Raw genomic sequence first — 19,926 nt, 5'->3', positions numbered from 1 at the left:
GCGGTTCCGATGCTAAAAGCGTTAATGTTAGCAGCCTGAGCTGCGGGTTCAAAATAAAAAACCGCTGCGAACAGCGGTTTTGCAAAGTGGCCGTAAACAGCTTAGCGCACGGGCACGTATTCGTAAGTTGATCCAAAGCCCAGTGGCAGATCTAATGCCCAGAACCCAAGCAAGAAAGCCGTCCACAATACAAGCATCACAACCGAGAAGGGCAGCATCAGTGCGACTAAGGTACCAATACCACTGTTTTTAACATACTTTTGGCAGAACACTACAATCAGTGGGAAGTAGGGTAACAGTGGGGTGATGATGTTGGTTGAAGAATCACCTACCCGATAAGCCGCTTGCGTTAAGTCAGGCGAAATGCCTAATTCCATCAGCATTGGCACCATAATGGCGCCAATCAGTGCCCATTTAGCCGATGCTGAACCGACCACTAAATTGACGAAGCCGGATAAGAATACAATACCCACCAGCGTCATACTCAAAGGCAAGCCCATAGCCTTTAAAGCATTAGCGCCTTTTACGGCGAGTAACACACCTAGATTAGATTGGTTAAAAGCGTATAAAAATAGTGCACAGAAAAATGCCATCACAATGTAATAGCCCATACCGCTCATAGCATGGCTCATGCCCTTGACCACATCGCGGTGATTTTTAACCGAGCCAGACACATAACCATATACAATACCTGGCACTAAAAAGAACACAAAGATAATGGTCACAATCGATTTCATTAGTGGTGCGGCGGCAGTAAGCAATGGGTTTACACCGGCTAATACCTCTTCTGGTTTAGCTGCCCAAGGTGTTTGTTCTGGTACCACGATACTTAAGGCAAGTAAGGCGATAACCGCTAACATCGACAAGCCTGCTGCTCTTAAACCACGAGATTCATTAGGCGATAAAGCTTCCATGGTCACCATTTGTGACGTATCACCATCAACTTTAGTTGTTTTTAAGCGAGGTTCAATTACTTTATCCGTCAAGACCCAACCAATGACAATAATTAAAAAGGTTGACGCAGTGGTAAAGAAATAGTTATTCAGCGGGTTGATGGTGACGCTGGGGTCAAGAATTTGTGCTGAGGTTTGTGTTAATCCGGCGAGTAACGGATCTAGGCTCGATGGCACAAAGAAAGTAGCTGAGAAGCCGCCGGATACACCCGCGAAGGCGGCAGCAATACCAGCTAATGGATGACGACCTGCAGCATAAAATATCACTGCGCCAAGCGGCACCACGAGCACATAGCCTGCATCAACCGCAACGTGACTGAGTACACCTACCGCAACAAGTACTGGGGTCAGTAGCATTTTCGGGGTAACGGATAAAATTGAGCGAAGGCCAGCATTAATAAAACCGGTATATTCGGCAACGCCCAAACCTAGCATAGCAACCAGTACCACACCTAGCGGCGGGAAGGTGACAAAAGTATTGACTATATTGGAGGTGAAGTTCGTTAACGCTTCACCCGAAAGCAAGTTGACTATGGCGATTTGTTGACCAGAGCGAGGGTCCAGCTCATCAAAGCTCACCCCCGACAGTAACCACGAGGTTACCCAAACAATCACCATTAACAATGCAAATAATACGGCAGGATCGGGCAATTTATTACCCACCACTTCAATCGTATTGAGCGCACGATTCATCCAGCCATTGTTATTGGCTGCGGTTTGTTCAGACATAACATATCCTTTTTTTATTTTTTATTGTGTACTCACTGTTACAGTGAATGACCCTGGAAGGTACAACTAACCAATAATCATACACAAAAGTTAGCGTCAGGTAAGCGGCAAATCAGCTGAACGGCCATTAAAAAAAGAAAAAAGGAGAGCTGAGCTCTCCTTTTTTTAGTTTTTATACAACAACTGTTTATTTTGCGTACTGACGCAGTAACTCGGCTTTATCGGTTTGTTCCCACGGGAACTCGTTGCGGCCGAAATGACCATAAGCGGCCGTAGGCAGATAAATTGGTCTTTCCAGTTGCAACATTTCAATTAAACCATGTGGGCGCAGATCGAAATGTTCACGCACCAGTTTAATTAACTCATCTTCACTCAGTTTGCTAGTACCGAAGGTTTCTAAGCTGATGGAAGTTGGTTCAGCTACGCCGATGGCATAAGACACTTGTAATTCAAGACGTTCGGCCAAGCCGGCAGCCACTAAGTTTTTCGCGACATAACGTGCAGCGTAAGCCGCTGAGCGGTCAACTTTTGATGGGTCTTTACCTGAGAAAGCGCCACCACCGTGACGTGCCATACCACCGTAAGAGTCAACGATGATTTTACGACCGGTTAAACCACAGTCGCCCATCGGACCGCCGATGACGAAACGGCCAGTAGGGTTAATAAAATATTTGGTTTTGCTGGTGAGCCATTCTGCCGGTAATACTGGCTTGATAATGGTTTCCATAACGGCTTCACGCAAATCAGCGGTGCTGATGGTGTCACAATGCTGTGTCGACAAGACTACTGCATCAATACCGATGGGCTTACCGTCTTCATAAATGAAGCTTAACTGCGATTTCGCATCGGGACGTAACCACGGTAAGGTACCGTCTTTACGTACTTGCGCCTGACGCTGTACTAAACGGTGCGAATAAGTAATAGGAGCAGGCATCAAAACGTCGGTTTCGTTGCTTGCATAGCCAAACATTAAACCTTGGTCACCTGCGCCTTGCTCGCTTGGATCGGCACGGTCAACACCTTGGTTGATGTCAGGAGATTGTTTACCAATTGCGTTTAACACTGCGCAAGAGTCAGCATCAAAGCCCATGTCTGAATGGGTATAACCAATTTCACGCACGGTTTTGCGAACGATCTCTTCGATATCAACCCAAGCTGAAGTAGTGATTTCACCACCCACAAGCACCATACCGGTTTTAACGAAAGTTTCACACGCAACACGTGCTTTACTGTCTTGTTCTAATATTGCATCCAGCACTGCGTCTGAAATCTGATCGGCAATTTTATCCGGATGTCCTTCAGAAACTGACTCAGACGTGAAAATATGTTGTGCCATTAGTTGTTTTCCACCACGTTGGTTAATGCGGAATGCGCCAAAGCGCCTGTCTAAAATTACGCCTATTTGCAAAAGCTTGTACCGGCAAGCAATGCCAGTGCAGGTTGCAAAGTGATGGGCGCCAAAAAAATAGCCGCTAATTTTAGTGAAAATTGCGGGTAATTACCAGTAATATTTGACGCCCAGACGTCTTTCTTTCCGTCAATTACGCCAGGCGCTGTTTTTAGATCAGATGCCAAGGAAATAAAGGCATCTAGCAAGATTAACATTTGCCATCTGCCGGCAGCTGAGTGAAAATAGTGGTAATTTAAGCAGCAAGCTAGGCGCTTAACTTGCCTTGCGCCCAATTTTCAGGAGTAAACATGCCATCTCGTAAACAACTTGCTAATGCTATCCGTGCACTCAGCATGGATGCGGTACAACAAGCTAAATCGGGCCACCCAGGTGCACCCATGGGCATGGCAGATATTGCCGAAGTACTCTGGCGAGATTACTTGAAGCATAACCCAACCAATCCAAATTGGGCTGATCGTGATCGCTTTGTGTTATCAAACGGCCATGGCTCAATGCTGATTTATTCTTTACTACATCTTAGTGGTTATCAATTAAGCATTGACGATCTAAAACAATTTCGTCAATTACACTCTAAAACCCCGGGTCACCCAGAATACGGTTATGCCCCCGGTGTAGAAACCACTACGGGTCCATTAGGGCAGGGTATTACCAACGCCGTAGGTATGGCTTTAGCAGAAAAAGCCTTAGCCGCACAATTTAATCAGCCAGGTTTTGATATCGTTGATCACTTTACTTACGTGTTCTTAGGCGATGGCTGCTTGATGGAAGGCATTTCGCATGAGGCCTGTTCTTTAGCGGGTACTTTAGGCTTAGGTAAGCTGATAGCCTTTTGGGATGATAACGGTATCTCTATCGATGGCCACGTTGAAGGCTGGTTTACTGATAATACTCCAGCACGCTTTGAGGCCTATGGCTGGCACGTTGTGCCGAATGTCGATGGGCATGATCCTGAAGCAGTAAAAGCGGCCATTGAGCAAGCGCGTGCGGTTACCGATAAGCCTACCTTGATTTGTTGTAAAACGGTGATTGGTTATGGTTCACCAAATAAAGGTGGTAGCCATGATTGTCATGGTGCACCGCTGGGCGATGCTGAAATTGCCGCTGCTCGCGCCTTTTTACAATGGCCACATGCGCCTTTTGATATTCCTGCTGATATTTATGCAGATTGGGATGCGAAAGCCACTGGCCAACAAGCAGAAGCTAAGTGGCAACAGCTTTTTGCTAGCTATCAAGCCGCTCACCCCGCTTTAGCTGCGGAGTTTTTACGTCGTAGTAGCGGTGCATTACCGGCAAATTGGGCTGAGCAAAGCCAGGCCTATATCGCCAAGCTACAAGCTAACCCGGCAACGATTGCCACGCGCAAAGCATCGCAAAATGCACTAAATAATTTTGGCCCCTTATTGCCTGAGTTTATGGGCGGTTCGGCTGATTTAGCCGGTTCTAACCTGACTATTTGGTCGGGCAGTAAGCCTCTGACTGCCAAGGATGCCAGCGGTAATTATGTTTATTACGGCGTGCGTGAGTTTGGTATGTCAGCCATGATGAATGGTATTGCCTTGCATGGCGGCTTTGTACCATATGGTGCGACTTTCTTAATGTTTATGGAATATGCACGCAATGCCGTGCGCATGGCCGCACTAATGAAGCAACGGGTTATTTTTGTTTATACGCACGACTCGATTGGTTTAGGTGAAGATGGTCCAACACACCAACCGGTAGAGCAGCTGGCCAGCTTACGTGTTACCCCTAATTTAATGAATTGGCGTCCTTGTGACCAAGTTGAATCAGCGGTGGCTTGGCAACAAGCTATTGAGCGAACTGAAGGACCAAGCAGCCTGATTTTTACGCGTCAAAACTTGGTGCAACAAACCCGTAATGCTGAGCAATTAGACGCGATTAAACGTGGTGGTTATGTGCTATTAGATAGCACTGATGCACCTGAGCTGATTTTTATTGCCACAGGTTCAGAAGTAGAACTGGCTATGCAAGCAGCAAAACAATTACAAGCTGACGGAAAAGCGGTACGAGTTGTTTCCATGCCATCTACTGATGTGTTTGAGCAACAAGATGCTGCATATCGTGAAGCCGTTTTGCCAAAAGCCGTGACCAAACGTGTTGCGGTAGAAGCGGGCATTACAGATACATGGTATAAGTATGTGGGTTTGAACGGTGCCATCGTTGGTATGAACTCTTTTGGTGAGTCAGCACCGGCAGAGCAATTATTTGCTCACTTTGGTATTACTACCGAAAAAGTACTTGAGGCTGCTCAGCAATTACTGAGTTAAGTTAAGCTTTTATAACGGCTCTTATTGAGTCTGTGCTGTTCATTTCAACGCTAATGGGGCCAACAAGGCCTCGTTACGCCAGCAAGGATGCATGAGGTAAAGTGGTGATGAATTGCATCATCACTCTGCTTCATTTCATATTAGCACGGCGCGTTAGGTGCACAGTATTACCCGCAGATAAGGTTCTTGCAGTTACGTTTATGGCAATAAAACTGGCAATAAACGGCTTTGGCCGTATTGGACGCAATATCTTACGTGCTATTTATGAAAATGGCTGGCAACAGCAATTTCAAGTCGTCGCGATTAATGAATTGGCCGACGCAGCTGGTGTCGCACATTTATTAAAGTATGACAGCTCGCATGGTCGATTTGGTTATGCTGTGCAATCGTTTCCGGGTGGGATAACGGTGGCTGGCGATAATATTGCCCTGTTTGCAGAGGCCGATCCGCTGGAATTACCCTGGCGCGAATTAGCAGTAGATGTGGTACTGGAATGCACCGGCATTTTTTCTACGCGAGAGCACGCACAGTGGCATCTCGATGCGGGTGCCAAGCAAGTGTTATTTTCACATCCCGCGGCAGCTGACATTGATGCCACTATTATATTTGGTATTAATCAGCATTTACTCGAATCGAGCATGCAAGTTATTTCAGCCGGTTCTTGCACTACCAATTGTATCGTGCCGGTGATCCAGGTGCTCGATCAGCATTTTGGTGTGGAAAGCGGTACCATCACAACGATTCATGCCTCGATGAATGATCAACAAGTAATCGATGCTTATCATCCCGATCTACGCCGCACGAGAGCGGCCAGTCAATCGATTATACCGGTGGATACCAAATTAGCCTTGGGTATCGAACGCATCATGCCACACTTGGCCGGCCGTTTTGAAGCCATTGCAGTGCGGGTGCCTACGTTAAATGTCACGGCAATGGATTTAAGCGTGACTTTAGATCACGATGTCAGTATTCATGATATTAATCGGGTGTTACGCGAAGCCAGCCAACAAGCATTGCGCGGTATCCTAGATTATACTGAAGAGCCTTTAGTTTCTGTCGATTTTAATCATGATCCACATTCCTGTATTGTTGATGGCTCGCAAACGCGGGTTAGTCATAAACGATTAGTTAAGTGTCTAGTTTGGTGCGATAACGAATGGGGTTTTGCCAATCGTATGTTGGATACCGCCAGAGCTATGGCAGGGTAAGCTTTTTGCAATGGAGAATAAAATGTCAGTAATTCGCATGTCCGAACTGGATCTTAGCGGTAAAAGAGTGTTAATCCGCGAAGATTTAAATGTCCCTGTTAGTGAGGGGGTTGTTACCTCTGATGCACGCTTAAGAGCGGCAATGCCAACCATCGAGTTAGCGTTAAGCAAGGGCGCCAAAGTGATGGTGATGTCGCATTTAGGCCGACCTGAAGAAGGCGTCTTTGACAGCGCATCATCAATGCAACCTGTGGCTGATTATTTAGCAAAAGCTCTTACTGTTCCTGTGCGGTTAGTAGCCGATTATCTCGAGGGGATCGAGGTTAACGCTGGTGAAGTGGTGGTTTTTGAAAACGTGCGCTTTAACAAAGGCGAAGGCAAAAACAATGACGAATTGGCAAAAAAGTTAGCGGCTTTATGTGATGTGTTTGTGATGGACGCTTTCGGTACTGCGCACCGCGCACAAGCGTCTACTCACGGTGTGGCTAAGTACGCACCTGTTGCCTGTGCGGGCCCTTTGCTCACCGCTGAATTAGATGCCTTAGCCGCAGCGCTGAAGAATCCGAAACGACCATTGGTGGCTATTGTCGGTGGTTCTAAAGTGTCAACTAAACTCACGGTGCTTGAATCTTTATCCAATATTGTGGACCAACTGATTGTCGGTGGTGGTATTGCCAATACCTTTATAGCCGCAAATGGCCATAATGTCGGTAAATCGTTATGTGAAAATGATTTAATCCCAGAAGCGCAGCGCTTGATGGCGCAAGCAAAAGCGCGCGGTGGCAACATTCCTGTACCCACAGATGTCGTGGTGGGTAGCGCCTTTAGTGCTGACACAGTAGCGGTTTTAAAACCGGTTGCTACAGTTAACCACGATGACATGATCTTTGATATCGGACCAGACAGCATTGCAGAACTTACCGCTATACTAAAACAAGCCGGCACGATAGTCTGGAATGGTCCTGTTGGGGTATTCGAATTTGCGCAGTTTGGCGCAGGTACTGAAGCTTTAGCTCGCGCTATTGCAGAAAGCTCAGCGTTTTCTATTGCAGGTGGAGGTGATACCTTAGCTGCAATTGATAAATATGGTGTAGCGGCAGATATTTCTTATATTTCAACCGGTGGTGGTGCCTTTTTAGAGTTTTTAGAAGGTAAAACTTTACCCGCGGTCGCCATTTTAGAAGAACGTGCAAAAAAATAACAAAATAACAAAACTAAAATCTTACTACTGTACCTAACACAAAAAGAGAGGAACTCATGGCACTGATATCATTACGGCAAATGCTGGATCACGCCGCCGAATTTGGTTACGGCATCCCAGCATTTAACGTGAATAATCTGGAGCAAATGCGCGCTATTATGCTGGCAGCTGAGAAAACCGATAGTCCGGTTATCGTGCAAGCATCAGCAGGCGCGCGGAAATACGCTGGCGCACCTTTCTTGCGTCACTTAATTTTAGCTGCGGTGGAAGAGTTTCCACATGTGCCGGTTGTGATGCATCAAGATCACGGTACCTCTTTAGGTATTTGTCAACGCTCAATTCAGTTAGGCTTTTCATCTGTCATGATGGATGGTTCGCTAGCGGAGGACGGTAAAACGCCGACTGACTATGCTTACAATGTGAATATAACGCGCAAAGTTGTTGAAATAGCGCATGCTTGTGGTGTATCAGTAGAGGGCGAGTTAGGTTGTTTGGGATCGCTTGAAACTGGCGACGCGGGTGAAGAGGATGGCATTGGTGCCGTGGGTAAACTAACGCACGATCAAATGCTTACTGATCCGGAAGAAGCCGCACAGTTTGTTCGCGAAACACATGTTGATGCCTTAGCCATTGCTTGTGGTACTTCTCATGGGGCCTATAAGTTTAGTCGGCCACCAACAGACGACATTCTGGCGATTGACCGGATTAAAGCGATCCACCAACGTATTCCAAATACCCACCTTGTTATGCATGGCTCTTCTTCAGTGCCGCAAGACTGGTTGGAAATTATTAATGAATATGGCGGTGCTATTCCTGAAACCTATGGCGTTCCGGTTGAACAGATCCAACAGGGAATCAAATTTGGTGTGCGCAAAATTAACATCGATACTGATTTGCGTTTAGCCTCTACAGGTGCTATTCGTCGTTATATGGCAAAGCATCCTGCAGAATTTGATCCTCGAAAGTATTTACAAGAGTCCGTGAAGGCGATGTCTGATATCTGTATTGCACGTTATGAGGCATTCGGCTGTGCTGGCCAAGGTAGTAAAATTAAGCCAATATCTTTAGATGCTATGGTAGATTTGTATACGGCGGGCAAATTAGTGCCGCATATAAAATAAGCAGAGTTATTAATAAGAGTTAAAAAAAATTAATAATGAGTTTATCGGTACTCAGAAAATGGTGTTAAACCATACAAAACCCGCATAAATACAGGTGTTTCAGGGGCGTCTGTCAGTTGACATCTTACTTTTTACCTGTAATGATGCGGTTGGTTTACCCTCTAAAACGAGGGTCTGCTGTCGTTTTAAACGGCGACCCTTACAACATCAGGTTACGTTAATCAGCAATCATTGGTTGGGAACTATGTTTAATAAAAAAACTCATATGAGTCTTGTGGCCTCTGCGTTGGCAGGCAGCTTCGCGCTGGCTGGTTCAGCTGCAGCAACAGACTTAAAAGATCTTCATCAAGCAAATAATCAAATTCAACGTGCTGCTGTTCAGTCACAAGAGAAAATCAACACAATTTATGAGCAAGCTCAGGAATTGTTAGGTGAGTACCGTGTAGTTGTTGACCAAACAGACAATTTAAAAGTATACAACGATTTCTTAGCTACCTTAGTTGCTGACCAACAACGTCAAATCAACTCTGTGCAACGCCAGATTGATGGCCTTGAGAGAACTAACCAAGGTACAGTACCGCTCATGTTCCGCATGATCGATTCTTTAGAGCAATTCATCAAAGCCGATATTCCACTGCGTACTGAACGTCGTTTAGAGCGTATTGAGCGGTTACGTGAATTGATGGCTCGCTCAGACGTACAACGTTCAGAGCAATTCCGTCAAATCCTAGAAGCCTATGAAATTGAAATGGGTTACGGTAGCGAGTTAGCCGCTTTCCAAGGCACGTTAACCACTGGCGGTAGCGAAATTACAGTTGATTACGTTCACTTAGGCCGTTTATCTTTAATGGCAATCGCTTTAGATGGCAGCGCTGGTTGGGTGTTCAATAAGAGCACTGGCGAGTGGGTTTCATTAGACGCTTCCTATTTACCTTCAGTAGGTAACTTTATCAAGATGGCTCGTCGTGAAGCCACGCTTGAAATGGATCGTGTACCACTTTTCGCAGCGGAGTAAGAATAGATGAAAATGGCAATTAAAAGTTTAGTTGTTGCTGCGGCAGTTACACTTTCTGCGTCAGTAGCTTTCAACGCGGTAGCGAATACCGAAAAGTTAGACCAATTACTGCAACAAATTCAACAGCAACGTACCGTTGAAGGTCGCGTTAACCAAGAGCGTGAGCGTGCATTCTTAGCTGAGCGCGCTGATAAGCAAGCATTATTAAATGCGGCGAAAAAAGCCTTAGCTGATCAAGAAGCTCGTGGTAAACGTTTACAGCAAGAATATGCTCAAAACGACATCCTTATCGCCCAAAAGCAACAAGAGTTACAAAGTGCTTTAGGTACAATGGGTGAGGTATTCGGTGTGGTTCGTCAAACAGCCAACAAAACACTCGGTACCATTAGCAGCTCAATCATCAGCGCCGAATATCCTGGCCGTGATGTACCATTACGTGAAATCGCTGCAGCAACTGAACTTCCAACGTTAGATCAAATGGAAGACCTGTGGGTTGCTATGTTAACTGAAATGACTGAATCAGCTAAAATTTCAAAATTTGACGCTGAAGTGGTTGAGTTAGCCGGTGGTACTTCTACACAACGTGTAACTCGTTTGGGTGCTTTCCACTTAACCACAGCGACTGATTATTTGATCCGTAACGTTGATACTGATCAAATACAGCCACTAGGTCGTGCACCACAGTCTAAAATTCAAAGCTCAGTTGCTACGTTTAATAGCGCAGGTGCTGGTGAATTAGCAGGTATGTATGTGGATCCAACAAAAGGTAACTCACTGTTACGTTTAAACCAGCAACGCGCAACATTGATGGAATACTACCATCAGGGTGGCACGGTTGGTTATTTGATCACCGTATTATTAGCTATCGGTTTACTGATTGCCTTAGAGCGTATCCTAGTATTAGCTTCTGTTGGCGGCAAAATGCGCGCACAGCTGAAAAATCTGGGTACACCATCAGAGAAAAACCCACTGGGTCGTATTCTGAAAGTTTATCATGACAACAAATCTGCTGATGTTGAAAACTTAGAGCTTAAGTTAGACGAAGCCATCCTGCGTGAAACTCCAGCGGTTGACCGTGGTATCGGCTTAATCAAACTGTTTGCTGCAGTAGCACCGTTAATGGGTCTATTAGGTACAGTAATCGGTATGATTTTAACGTTCCAACAAATCACGTTATACGGTACAGGTGACCCGAAACTGATGGCAGGTTCAATCTCTTTAGCATTGGTAACTACTGCGCTAGGTCTGATTTGTGCTTTACCATTACTGTTCGTTCACAGCATCGTTCAGTCACGTGCTAAATCAATTCTACAAGTTCTAGATGAGCAAAGCGCGGGTATTGTTGCTGCTCACGCGGAGAAGGAGAAAGCCTAATGAATCTCCAGCTAGTAGGGCTGTGGGAATCAGTACAGGATTTTATCCATACGGGAGGCAACGTCCTGTACGTTGTCGCCATAGTGCTCTTCATTATGTGGGTATTGATGATAGAGCGTTACTGGTATGTCACTTCAATCTTTCCTAAGATGAAACGGGAAATCATTGCTAAGTGGGATGCTCGGGAAGATACAACTTCCTGGTATGCGCATAAAGTCCGTGATTGCTGGATTTCTGAAGCGACGGATCAACTCGATCAAAGAATGTTACTGATTAAGACACTGGTTGCAATGTGCCCATTAGTGGGTCTGCTTGGAACGGTAACGGGTATGATTGCGGTGTTCGATATCATGGCCACCCAAGGTACCGGTAACCCTCGCACAATGGCGGCGGGTATCTCCATGGCAACTATCCCGACAATGGCGGGTATGGTTGCGGCTTTGTCAGGTGTATTTTTCAGTTCGCGGCTGGAAGTGAAAGTCAAACGAGAGAAAGCTGATCTCGTAGACAGCTTACCGCATCATTAAGAGAGAATTTTTATGGCACGTAAACGTATACGCGAAGACGAAGAAGCCGCAATCGACATTACGCCGATGATGGATATCGTTTTCATTATGTTGATCTTCTTTATCGTTACGACTTCTTTCGTGAAAGAAGCAGGTATTGATGTCAACAAACCTGAAGCGGCCCAGGCCACTAAAAAGCCTAGTGCGACAATCTTTATTGCTATCCGTGCTAACGGTGAAGTTTGGATGGACAAGCGTCCGGTTGATGTTGAGCGGGTTTCTGCAAACATCGAGCGGTTAAGAGCTGAGTCACCTACTGATACCATTATCATTCAGGCAGACAAAGAATCGAAACACGGTGTAGTAATGGAAGTTATGGACCAGATTAAAGCAGCTGATCCGTCGCTTGTTATTACTGTTGCTGGGGAGAATAACTAATTATGGTACGTTTCCTAACATCGTTAATTATCGGTGCCGTGGTAACGTTCCTGTTGTTTCTGATTATGGCGCTGCTCATTGAGGGCAGCGGCGAGCGGCGTCCTCCTGAGCAGGAGCGTATTATTATAGAAATTAATACGACACCGCCGGATTCAGATACACAGACGCGGACTCCACCACCACCGCCACCACCGCCACCACCGGCTCAGCCGCCTAAACAGCAGCAGCCGGAGCCAGAAATGAGCAATACTGCCGGTGCCGTGTCGTTCAATATGCCAGGTCTTGATCTGGGTGCAAACACGGGGTTAGGTGATCCAGGCTCTTTATTACGTGACGGTGATGCAACGCCTATCGTACGTATTGAACCACGGTATCCTGTGCAAGCAGCGCGTGACGGCTTACAAGGCTGGGTACGTTTAAGCTTTACTATCATGGAAGACGGCAGTGTGGATGAGGTTGAAGTGATTGAAGCCGAACCACGTCGTGTATTCGACCGTGAAGCTATCCGTGCTCTGCGTCGTTGGAAATACAGCCCGAAAGTTGTTGATGGCAAGCCAATGCGCCAGCCTGGTCAACAAGTACAGCTAGATTTCAGCTTAGACATGCAACAGGGAGATTAAAGAAATGAAAAAATTATCTTTATTAACCTCAGCTCTGATCGTTGCCGCCAGTTTTAGTTTTTCTGTGCCAGCAATGGCACAGGTTAACATCACTGATGCTGACAGAGCACGCATTGAAGAACGCAAAAACCGTAAAACGCAATTACCTGGTGAACGGGTAGGTCGCGGTGTAACTAAAGCGTTTGAGCTATACAGCGAAGAGAAAATTGACGAAGCCTTGCAAGTACTGCAAGAAATTCGTGGTGGTAATGATTTTGATAATGCGTTTTTAGCACGTTTTATCGGTTCTTTATATGCCACTAAAGATACCAAGCAAGCGATCAAGTATCTTGAGCAAGCCGTTAAGTCTGACTTATTAAGTTTTGCGGATCATTCTGCATCGTTAAAGCTGGTTGCAGATTTGCAGTCAATGGAAAACATGCATAAAGACGCCATTAGAAACTACGAAGCTTGGATGAAGTTTACCGGTGAGCAAGACCCAGATGTCTATCTGCGTATTGCTAACGCTTACTACCAACTAGGTGATTACAAAAACGTTCTTACTCCGATTGATAATGCTATTCGTTATGCCAAAGAGCCTAACAAACAGTATTATATGCTGAAAATGGGCGCCTTGTATGAGTCTAAAAACTACCCTAAAACGGTAGAAACGGTAGAAACCATGGTGCAACTGTTTCCTGAAGAACGCCAATATTGGGTTTACTTAGGTAACTTTTATACCTTAGTTGAAGATTACCAAAAGTCGTTAAGTGCTCTGCAAATCGCTTACAACAATGGTTATTTGCAATCAGAGTCTGAGCTGAAAACGCTGGGACAAATGTATGCAAATAACAACATTCCGCACAAAGCGGCAGCGATTTACGAAAAATACATGAAAAGCGGTAAGATCAAAAAAGATCGTACTATGTTAAATGCTATTGCATCTAACTTCCAAGCTGCTCGTGATTTTGCTAAAGCTGCTGAGTACTATGGTGAATTAGCTAAAATGACCAATGAAGCTGATGCGTATCGTCGCCAAGGTATGGCTTATTTAGCCATCCAAAAGTACAACGATGCCATTAAAGCTTTTGATGCCTCTTTAGCCATTGATTCACGTGATGCTGGTAAGATCCATATGAGCCTGATGGAAGCCTACTTCTATCAAGGTAAATATCGCGAAGCAAATGCGGCATTGCAAGCGGCTAAGCGAGATCCTGCAACTGAGCGTCAAACACGTAGTTGGCAGAGCTACATCAATGAAAAAGCGCGAGTGAAAAACATCAGCTTATAATTGATACGCTTACTAAAAAACCCGCTAAATAGCGGGTTTTTTTATCAGGTTGTTTAAGTAATTTTGTATTACAGGTGATGATGAACTATTTGGCACATCTGGCTTTAGCGCAGCCTACAGCGCCATCGTTAGTGGGGAATTTGTTGGGTGACTTCTCTAAAGGCATATGCCTTGTTTCACTTGCCCCCTCAATTAAAGCCGGCCTTGCTAATCATCGTGCAGTAGATGCTTTTACTGATGCAGATAGTGCTATTTGTTTGGCTAAGCGGCAATTTTCATCAACAAGGAGGCGCTTTGCAGGGGTGGCTTTAGATGTATTATTTGACCACTTTTTAACAGTGCATTGGTCTCGCTTTTATGCAGAACCTTTTAGTCGCGCTAAGTTAGCGCTCTACCAGCAATTAGCCCATGCAGAACCTCTAATGCCAGCGCAGATGTTGTGGACTATGCAAAAAGTACGACAGCAAGATTGGTTTGAAAGTTACCAGCAATTACCTCGAGTCGGCATGGCGTTAGATAGGATTGCTCAGCGAATTCGTTTTGCTAATCAATTCGATGGCATTATTACTGAAATTACCCCGCGCTATACTGAGCTTGAACAGGTATTTTTAGACTTTTATCCTAGGTTACAACAGCATGTGCGACAACAGGCTTTAGAGCCGATTATCATGCCCACACAGCGTTAGCTTGTGCCCTGCAAGCCTATCAAGCCTGTAAATGGTTATTTCTTTGAAGCGGTATGGCTTTAGCCTTCGGTATTTTTTTGTTGTTCAACCCGTTTGCTGGCTTCCGCGGCTCTTCTTTCTTCTAAATGTTTTAAGTGTTGTGCTTTATGTTCGCGAGCTTGTTGATAAGCATCGCTAAAAGCGGCCGCCAATATGCCCGTAGGCATGGCGACTAAACCAATACCAATTAACGCGGTTATTCCGGCACAGAACTTACCCAGTGGCGACAGGGGGGTGACATCGCCATAACCCACAGTGGTGAGTGTGGCAATAGACCACCACATGGTACGCGGTATACTGCCAAAGTCTTCTGGGTTACTTTTCCCTTCCACCAAATATAACAATATCGACGTGAGTAACAGTAATAAAAGGGCTATTAGAAAGCTGATGCCCAATTCGGTTTGTCGTTTACGAATGGATTGCAGCAGTAAAGTGAGGGAGTAATTAAAGCGTGTCAGCCGGGATAAACGCAAAATACGGAAAACGCGCATCAAACGAATCACCAATAGCGGTAAATCTTCGGACAATGGCATAAAAGTTAACAGCACTAAGATATCCAGCAAAGTCCAGCCAGAAATAATAAAGCGCCAACGGCTAATGCCCTGTTCGCCGTGCCCATAAGGCGCAATATAGATACGTAAGGCTAACTCAGTAGCAAATATGAATAATAATATCTGATTAATTAAAACAAAGTATTCAGGATAAGCCTCTGTTAATAAAGGCTCTGTTTCTAATATGGCGAAGATGGTGGAAAGTACAATAACAATACATATGAAAAAATTGAATGGCGATAGCCCCTCTTGACGCCATGACGAAGGATCTATTTGTTTTGCCAGCCAATTTCTTTTGTTCATAGCGGTTAAAGCACTTGTTTTATTCATAAACTAGCCTAGCAGTACTGGGCTTTCGACTCAAGCGTCGTCCTTGTTTTGCAGTGTAATAGCATGGCTTAATTTAAATATCAGTGGGCGCAAGATAACTTCTGCCAAAATGGCCGCATACAACCAGCTTATCAATAACACGCTTATCCCGGCCGGTAATACGTTTTGCTTTAATGTACTTTCGTAGTAAAACACGCTAATTAACCCCAGTAAGCTGCATAAAAAAGCGGCACTGGGAAAGTTGCGGCGGGTTTGTGATAACGCCAAGCCTATTCAAATACTGCGACACGTTGCTGTCGGGCTTAATTATATTCTTTGCCGTAGATTATTGTCGTAATAACGTTCTATGATCTGGGCCTCGTAGCTACTTTCAGGTAGGCTGTTTATGGCAATTTAAACTGTTATACAATTTAGACAGTGAGGTTAGATAGCAGCGCTAACAGAGGACATTATGACAGAAGTATATTACCCGATTGGCCGTTTAGGCCAGCCTTGGCAAGCGGCTGAGAAACAACAATGGTTGGCGTTACAAAAAGTACAACGCAGTTATCAGCAGGATGTGGTTGCGCCTTTAGCATCGCTAGATGCGCATTTCGAGAGAGTGCAATATGGTGAGGTTGATTATCAAGCGCAAAGTTTTGCTTGTTACCCGCTGTATATTTTAAAGAGTCGTGATTGGCGAGACGATAAACCGTTAGCGTTAATTACCGGGGGTGTACATGGTTACGAAACCAGTGGCGTGCAGGGTGCTTTGCGTTTTGCGGCTAAGCATGTAGAGGGTTATTTAGCTGATTTTAATCTGCTAATTGCACCTTGTATTAGCCCTTGGGCCTATGAAACGATTAATCGCTGGAACCCTTTGGCGGTGGATCCAAATCGCTCATTTAGCGGTGATAGTGCAAGTGACGAAGCACGTTATTTACGTGAGTATATACAGCGACTGGGTATCACCCCTTTGTTACACATTGATTTACATGAAACCACCGACAGTGATAATACGGAGTTTCGCCCAGCAAAAGCTGCGCGCGATGGCACCGTCAATACCAATTGGAACATTCCGGATGGTTTTTACCTCGTTGGCGATGCAGAACGACCCGAGCCGGCTTTTCAGCAAGCAATTATTAATGAAGTCGCCAAGGTAACGCATATCGCACCGCCGGACGAAAACGGTGAGTTAATTGGTGATCCTATGGTACAACCGGGGGTGATTAATTATCCAAAAAAAGCCTTGGGTTTATGCGGTCGTGTTACAGAGGCCCCATATGTGACCACCACTGAAGTGTATCCAGACAGCCCCAGTGCCACGCCTGAACAATGCGTTATGGCACAAGTTACCGCGATTTGTGCTGCTTTAAACTTTGTTAGGCAAGCGAGCTAGTATGGATGTCAGGATCCGTCTGCTGCAAGCGGATGATCTTGCTAAGGTGGTTGCCTTGCAAGATCACTGCTATAGCGACGATTTATATGAACCGCCGGCGTTACTTGGTGCGCGTTTAAAGGTGGCGGCAGAAAGTTGCTGGATGGCCGAAAATACAGCGGGTGAGTTACTTGGCTATTTATTCAGTTATCCTGCGCTGACGCAGCATGTGACTGTTTTAGCCAGTCAATTTGAGCGTGCAGCGGCAGCGGATCTATTGTATCTGCATGATCTGGCCGTTAGTGAGGCTGCACGGGGTAAAGGTATTGCCGCCATACTGTTAAAACAAGCTGAGCAGCATGCGGCTACTTTATCGCTGCCATGTTTAGCCTTAGTTGCTGTTCAAAAATCGCAGCGTTTTTGGCATAAACAGGGCTTTATTGCGAAAAGGCTCATAGCCAAAAAAGCACAGTGCGCTTTGCATAGTTATGGCTTAGATGCAGTGTATATGCAGAAGCCTTTAACCAGTGGCTAATTTTTTAGTGATGCGTGTATCAAGCTGCTCTTTGCAGCTGTTGTAACGGCTAAAAACTGGCCTGTTGGCGTTTAGTCTCTGGGGCTTTAGCCTTATTGCCTGTGTGTAACATCTACAGTTGCGCCGCAACGAGTCACTAAAATGCAGAGTAATCTGCTATAGTCGGCTTATTTGAATAAATTCAGAGACAAACATGCAGTATTCAACATTAGGTAGCAGCGATCTTAGTGTATCTCGAGTTTGCTTAGGCACCATGACTTGGGGCCAGCAAAATACCCAGGCAGATGCCAATGCGCAGTTAGCATTGGCGTTAGAGGCTGGTGTAAACTTTATTGATACTGCTGAGCTTTACGCTATTCCGCCACGTCCTGAAACTTATGGTGCCACAGAGCAAATTTTGGGTAATTGGTTAAGCCGCCATGCTGCGCAGCGCGATAAGTTGATTATTGCCAGCAAAATTGCCGGTAATGGTATTAGTCATATTCGTAACGGTAGCCCGATCAGCCCGCAAAGTATCATCGCAGCCGTTGAAGGCTCACTTAGCCGTTTAAATACCGACTATATCGATTTATATCAATTGCATTGGCCGAATCGCACATCTCCACATTTTGGTAAGCATGCGGTTAATCGCATCAATTTTGCTACGGTCAATGTGCAGCAGCAACAAGATGAGATCTTAGCGATTTTGCAGACACTGGCCGATTTAGTGCAGGCCGGTAAAATCCGTTATTGTGGCTTGTCAAATGAAACCCCATGGGGGATCAGCCAATATTTGCAGTTAAGTAAGCAGCATAACTTGCCTCGAATGGTCTCAGTGCAAAACGAATTTGGTCCGCTGCACACTAAAGACTGGCCTTATTTGTTAGAGCAATGTCAGCATGAGCAATTGGCATACCTGCCTTGGTCGCCTTTGGCGGGTGGAGCATTGTCGGGTAAATATCTCGGCGGGGCGCGACCTGCCGGCAGTCGCTGGTCTATCGCTCAGCGTAATGGCTTATTTCGAGATACCGCACAATCTAATGCCGCGATCGCTGACTTTGTTGCACTGGCGGCGAATTTTCGCATCAGTCCAACGCAGCTAGCATTAAGCTGGACCAATCAAGTTGTCGGCGTTACCTCCACGATAATCGGCGCCACTAACACTCAACAATTACAGGAAAATATTGCGGCTTTTGCCATACCGCTAAAACCTGCAGTACTTGATGCCATGAACGATTGGTTACAACGGCATCCACAGACCTTTTAAATTTCCCTTCTGCTTTCACCATCAGCACTGAGCCTATGCTCGGAGCTGATGGTGGATCATTTCTTTATCTCAGTATGCGTAAAGTCGGTAACGACGGGTCCGTTTCAAAATGTGTTATGTGGCAGTTTGATGAACTTTGCGTTTTAGGCTTGCAGTTTCAATAAACACATATAATATAATTCGCATATTCGTTTTTTCATATGTGAATAATTGTGACATTACCCACTCTACTGTTTATTTGCTCCGAGAACTCCGCGCGTTCTATTTTAGCGGAAGGCTTAGCTCGGCATAAATATGCGGATCGTTTTACAGTATACAGTGGGGGTAGTGCGCCTGCTGTTGCCGATCCTCGCGCTTTAAGTACTTTAGCCGCTCAGGGTATCAGTACCGAGGGTTTGTACGCCAAACCCCTCAGTAAATATCGGCATATCAATTTTGATTATGCGATTGTGCTATGCAATAAAACAACGGCAGAGTGCGCCAACGAAATCACCGCTAAGCATTTATTGGCTTGGGATTTTAGCGATCCAAAGCAAAGTTCTGATTCTCATGCTTTTGAAACCACACTTCATCAATTAGCCGAGCGCTTAAGTATGTTTGTGCTGCTATACGATCGACAGCATCAGCACAAACCCTTAACCCCACTGAGTTTTTTTAAATTACTGGCCGATGAAACCCGGCTCAATGCGTTGTTATTAATTATGGCCGAGCAAGAATTATGTGTTTGCGAGCTCACGACCGCCTTACAAGATACCCAGCCCAAAATTTCACGCCACTTGGCCATGCTGAGAAAAGCCGCGGTGCTGCTCGACCGTCGTCAGGGGCAGTGGGTGTATTACCGTTTAAATCCAACCTTAGCGCCGTGGGCGCAAGCTTGCCTTAAGCAGACGGCGGTCGCGCAGCAACCCTTTCTCGCGCCGTTACAAGCGAATCTTGCGGCTATGGGCGATCGTCCAACGCGTGACAGTCAATGTTGTCGTGAATAACGATGCACTTTACAAAGTCAACACAGAGTTTTAAGCGCTTGGCATTGTGGCTGGCAAAAGTTTAA

Annotated in this window: 19 protein-coding genes; 15 read left to right on the top strand and 4 right to left on the bottom strand. The window is 45.5% G+C overall.

Annotation, left to right across the window (positions count from 1 at the left end; genetic code table 11):
- Positions 1 to 101: 101 nt before the first annotated feature.
- Positions 102 to 1,682: an AbgT family transporter gene (locus ACUJFL_RS13070; protein WP_226751867.1), complete on the bottom strand. Its 1,581-nt coding sequence runs from the start codon at positions 1,680 to 1,682 to the stop codon at positions 102 to 104.
- A gap of 187 nt (positions 1,683 to 1,869) precedes the next feature.
- On the bottom strand, positions 1,870 to 3,018 hold the full coding sequence (gene metK / locus ACUJFL_RS13065) for a methionine adenosyltransferase (protein WP_226751868.1): 1,149 nt from the start codon (positions 3,016 to 3,018) through the stop codon (positions 1,870 to 1,872).
- Between the two features lie 362 nt (positions 3,019 to 3,380).
- On the opposite strand from metK, the gene tkt reads away from it, so the two are divergent.
- From tkt to ACUJFL_RS13010, 11 genes are all read left to right on the top strand, one after another.
- Positions 3,381 to 5,378: a transketolase gene (tkt, locus tag ACUJFL_RS13060; RefSeq protein ID WP_445427730.1), complete on the top strand. Its 1,998-nt coding sequence runs from the start codon at positions 3,381 to 3,383 to the stop codon at positions 5,376 to 5,378.
- 200 nt (positions 5,379 to 5,578) lie between these two features.
- Positions 5,579 to 6,586: an erythrose-4-phosphate dehydrogenase gene (gene epd / locus ACUJFL_RS13055; protein WP_226751870.1), complete on the top strand. Its 1,008-nt coding sequence runs from the start codon at positions 5,579 to 5,581 to the stop codon at positions 6,584 to 6,586.
- Between the two features lie 22 nt (positions 6,587 to 6,608).
- Positions 6,609 to 7,787 carry a phosphoglycerate kinase gene (locus ACUJFL_RS13050; RefSeq protein WP_226751871.1) on the top strand — a complete coding sequence of 393 codons (1,179 nt, stop codon included), beginning with the start codon at positions 6,609 to 6,611 and terminating at the stop codon, positions 7,785 to 7,787.
- Positions 7,788 to 7,843: 56 nt separating this feature from the next.
- Positions 7,844 to 8,908 carry a class II fructose-bisphosphate aldolase gene (fba, locus tag ACUJFL_RS13045; protein WP_226751872.1) on the top strand — a complete coding sequence of 355 codons (1,065 nt, stop codon included), beginning with the start codon at positions 7,844 to 7,846 and terminating at the stop codon, positions 8,906 to 8,908.
- 244 nt (positions 8,909 to 9,152) lie between these two features.
- Positions 9,153 to 9,923 (top strand): DUF3450 domain-containing protein, encoded by a 771-nt coding sequence (locus tag ACUJFL_RS13040; protein ID WP_226751873.1) that lies wholly within the window; start codon positions 9,153 to 9,155, stop codon positions 9,921 to 9,923.
- Positions 9,924 to 9,929: 6 nt separating this feature from the next.
- Entirely contained in the window at positions 9,930 to 11,297 is a 1,368-nt protein-coding gene (locus tag ACUJFL_RS13035) for a MotA/TolQ/ExbB proton channel family protein (RefSeq protein WP_445427729.1), read from the top strand.
- On the top strand, positions 11,297 to 11,824 hold the full coding sequence (locus tag ACUJFL_RS13030) for a MotA/TolQ/ExbB proton channel family protein (protein WP_226751875.1): 528 nt from the start codon (positions 11,297 to 11,299) through the stop codon (positions 11,822 to 11,824). Before ACUJFL_RS13035 ends, ACUJFL_RS13030 begins: the two co-directional genes overlap by 1 nt.
- 12 nt (positions 11,825 to 11,836) lie before the next feature.
- Complete coding sequence (locus tag ACUJFL_RS13025) at positions 11,837 to 12,241, top strand: ExbD/TolR family protein (RefSeq protein ID WP_226751876.1); 405 nt, start codon at positions 11,837 to 11,839, stop codon at positions 12,239 to 12,241.
- Positions 12,242 to 12,243: 2 nt separating this feature from the next.
- Positions 12,244 to 12,861: an energy transducer TonB gene (locus ACUJFL_RS13020; protein ID WP_226751877.1), complete on the top strand. Its 618-nt coding sequence runs from the start codon at positions 12,244 to 12,246 to the stop codon at positions 12,859 to 12,861.
- A gap of 4 nt (positions 12,862 to 12,865) precedes the next feature.
- Positions 12,866 to 14,131, top strand: a complete 1,266-nt coding sequence (locus ACUJFL_RS13015) for a tetratricopeptide repeat protein (RefSeq protein ID WP_226751878.1) — start codon at positions 12,866 to 12,868, stop codon at positions 14,129 to 14,131.
- A gap of 77 nt (positions 14,132 to 14,208) precedes the next feature.
- Positions 14,209 to 14,817, top strand: a complete 609-nt coding sequence (locus ACUJFL_RS13010) for an acyl carrier protein phosphodiesterase (RefSeq protein WP_445427728.1) — start codon at positions 14,209 to 14,211, stop codon at positions 14,815 to 14,817.
- A 59-nt stretch (positions 14,818 to 14,876) separates the two neighbouring features.
- Here the strand turns inward: ACUJFL_RS13010 and ACUJFL_RS13005 are convergent, their stop codons facing one another.
- Both ACUJFL_RS13005 and ACUJFL_RS13000 read right to left on the bottom strand, forming a co-directional pair.
- On the bottom strand, positions 14,877 to 15,737 hold the full coding sequence (locus ACUJFL_RS13005) for an ion transporter (RefSeq protein WP_445427727.1): 861 nt from the start codon (positions 15,735 to 15,737) through the stop codon (positions 14,877 to 14,879).
- A 30-nt stretch (positions 15,738 to 15,767) separates the two neighbouring features.
- Positions 15,768 to 16,004, bottom strand: coding sequence for a hypothetical protein (locus ACUJFL_RS13000; protein WP_226751881.1), 237 nt, complete (start codon positions 16,002 to 16,004; stop codon positions 15,768 to 15,770).
- A gap of 184 nt (positions 16,005 to 16,188) precedes the next feature.
- Between ACUJFL_RS13000 and ACUJFL_RS12995 the strand changes: the two genes are divergently transcribed.
- From ACUJFL_RS12995 to ACUJFL_RS12980, 4 genes are all read left to right on the top strand, one after another.
- On the top strand, positions 16,189 to 17,115 hold the full coding sequence (locus ACUJFL_RS12995) for a M14 family metallopeptidase (protein WP_445427726.1): 927 nt from the start codon (positions 16,189 to 16,191) through the stop codon (positions 17,113 to 17,115).
- 1 nt (position 17,116) lies between these two features.
- Positions 17,117 to 17,629, top strand: a complete 513-nt coding sequence (locus ACUJFL_RS12990) for a GNAT family N-acetyltransferase (protein ID WP_445427725.1) — start codon at positions 17,117 to 17,119, stop codon at positions 17,627 to 17,629.
- 193 nt (positions 17,630 to 17,822) lie between these two features.
- Entirely contained in the window at positions 17,823 to 18,875 is a 1,053-nt protein-coding gene (locus ACUJFL_RS12985; protein WP_306178120.1) for an aldo/keto reductase, read from the top strand.
- A gap of 212 nt (positions 18,876 to 19,087) precedes the next feature.
- A complete protein-coding gene (locus ACUJFL_RS12980; RefSeq protein ID WP_445427724.1) occupies positions 19,088 to 19,861 on the top strand; it encodes a metalloregulator ArsR/SmtB family transcription factor in 774 nt (257 codons plus the stop codon).
- Positions 19,862 to 19,926: the final 65 nt, after the last annotated feature.

The sequence above is a fragment of the Alishewanella sp. HL-SH05 genome (assembly GCF_052655985.1).
The sequence above is the reverse complement of the archived record's forward strand: the minus strand, read 5'-3'. Positions and strand labels throughout refer to the sequence as shown.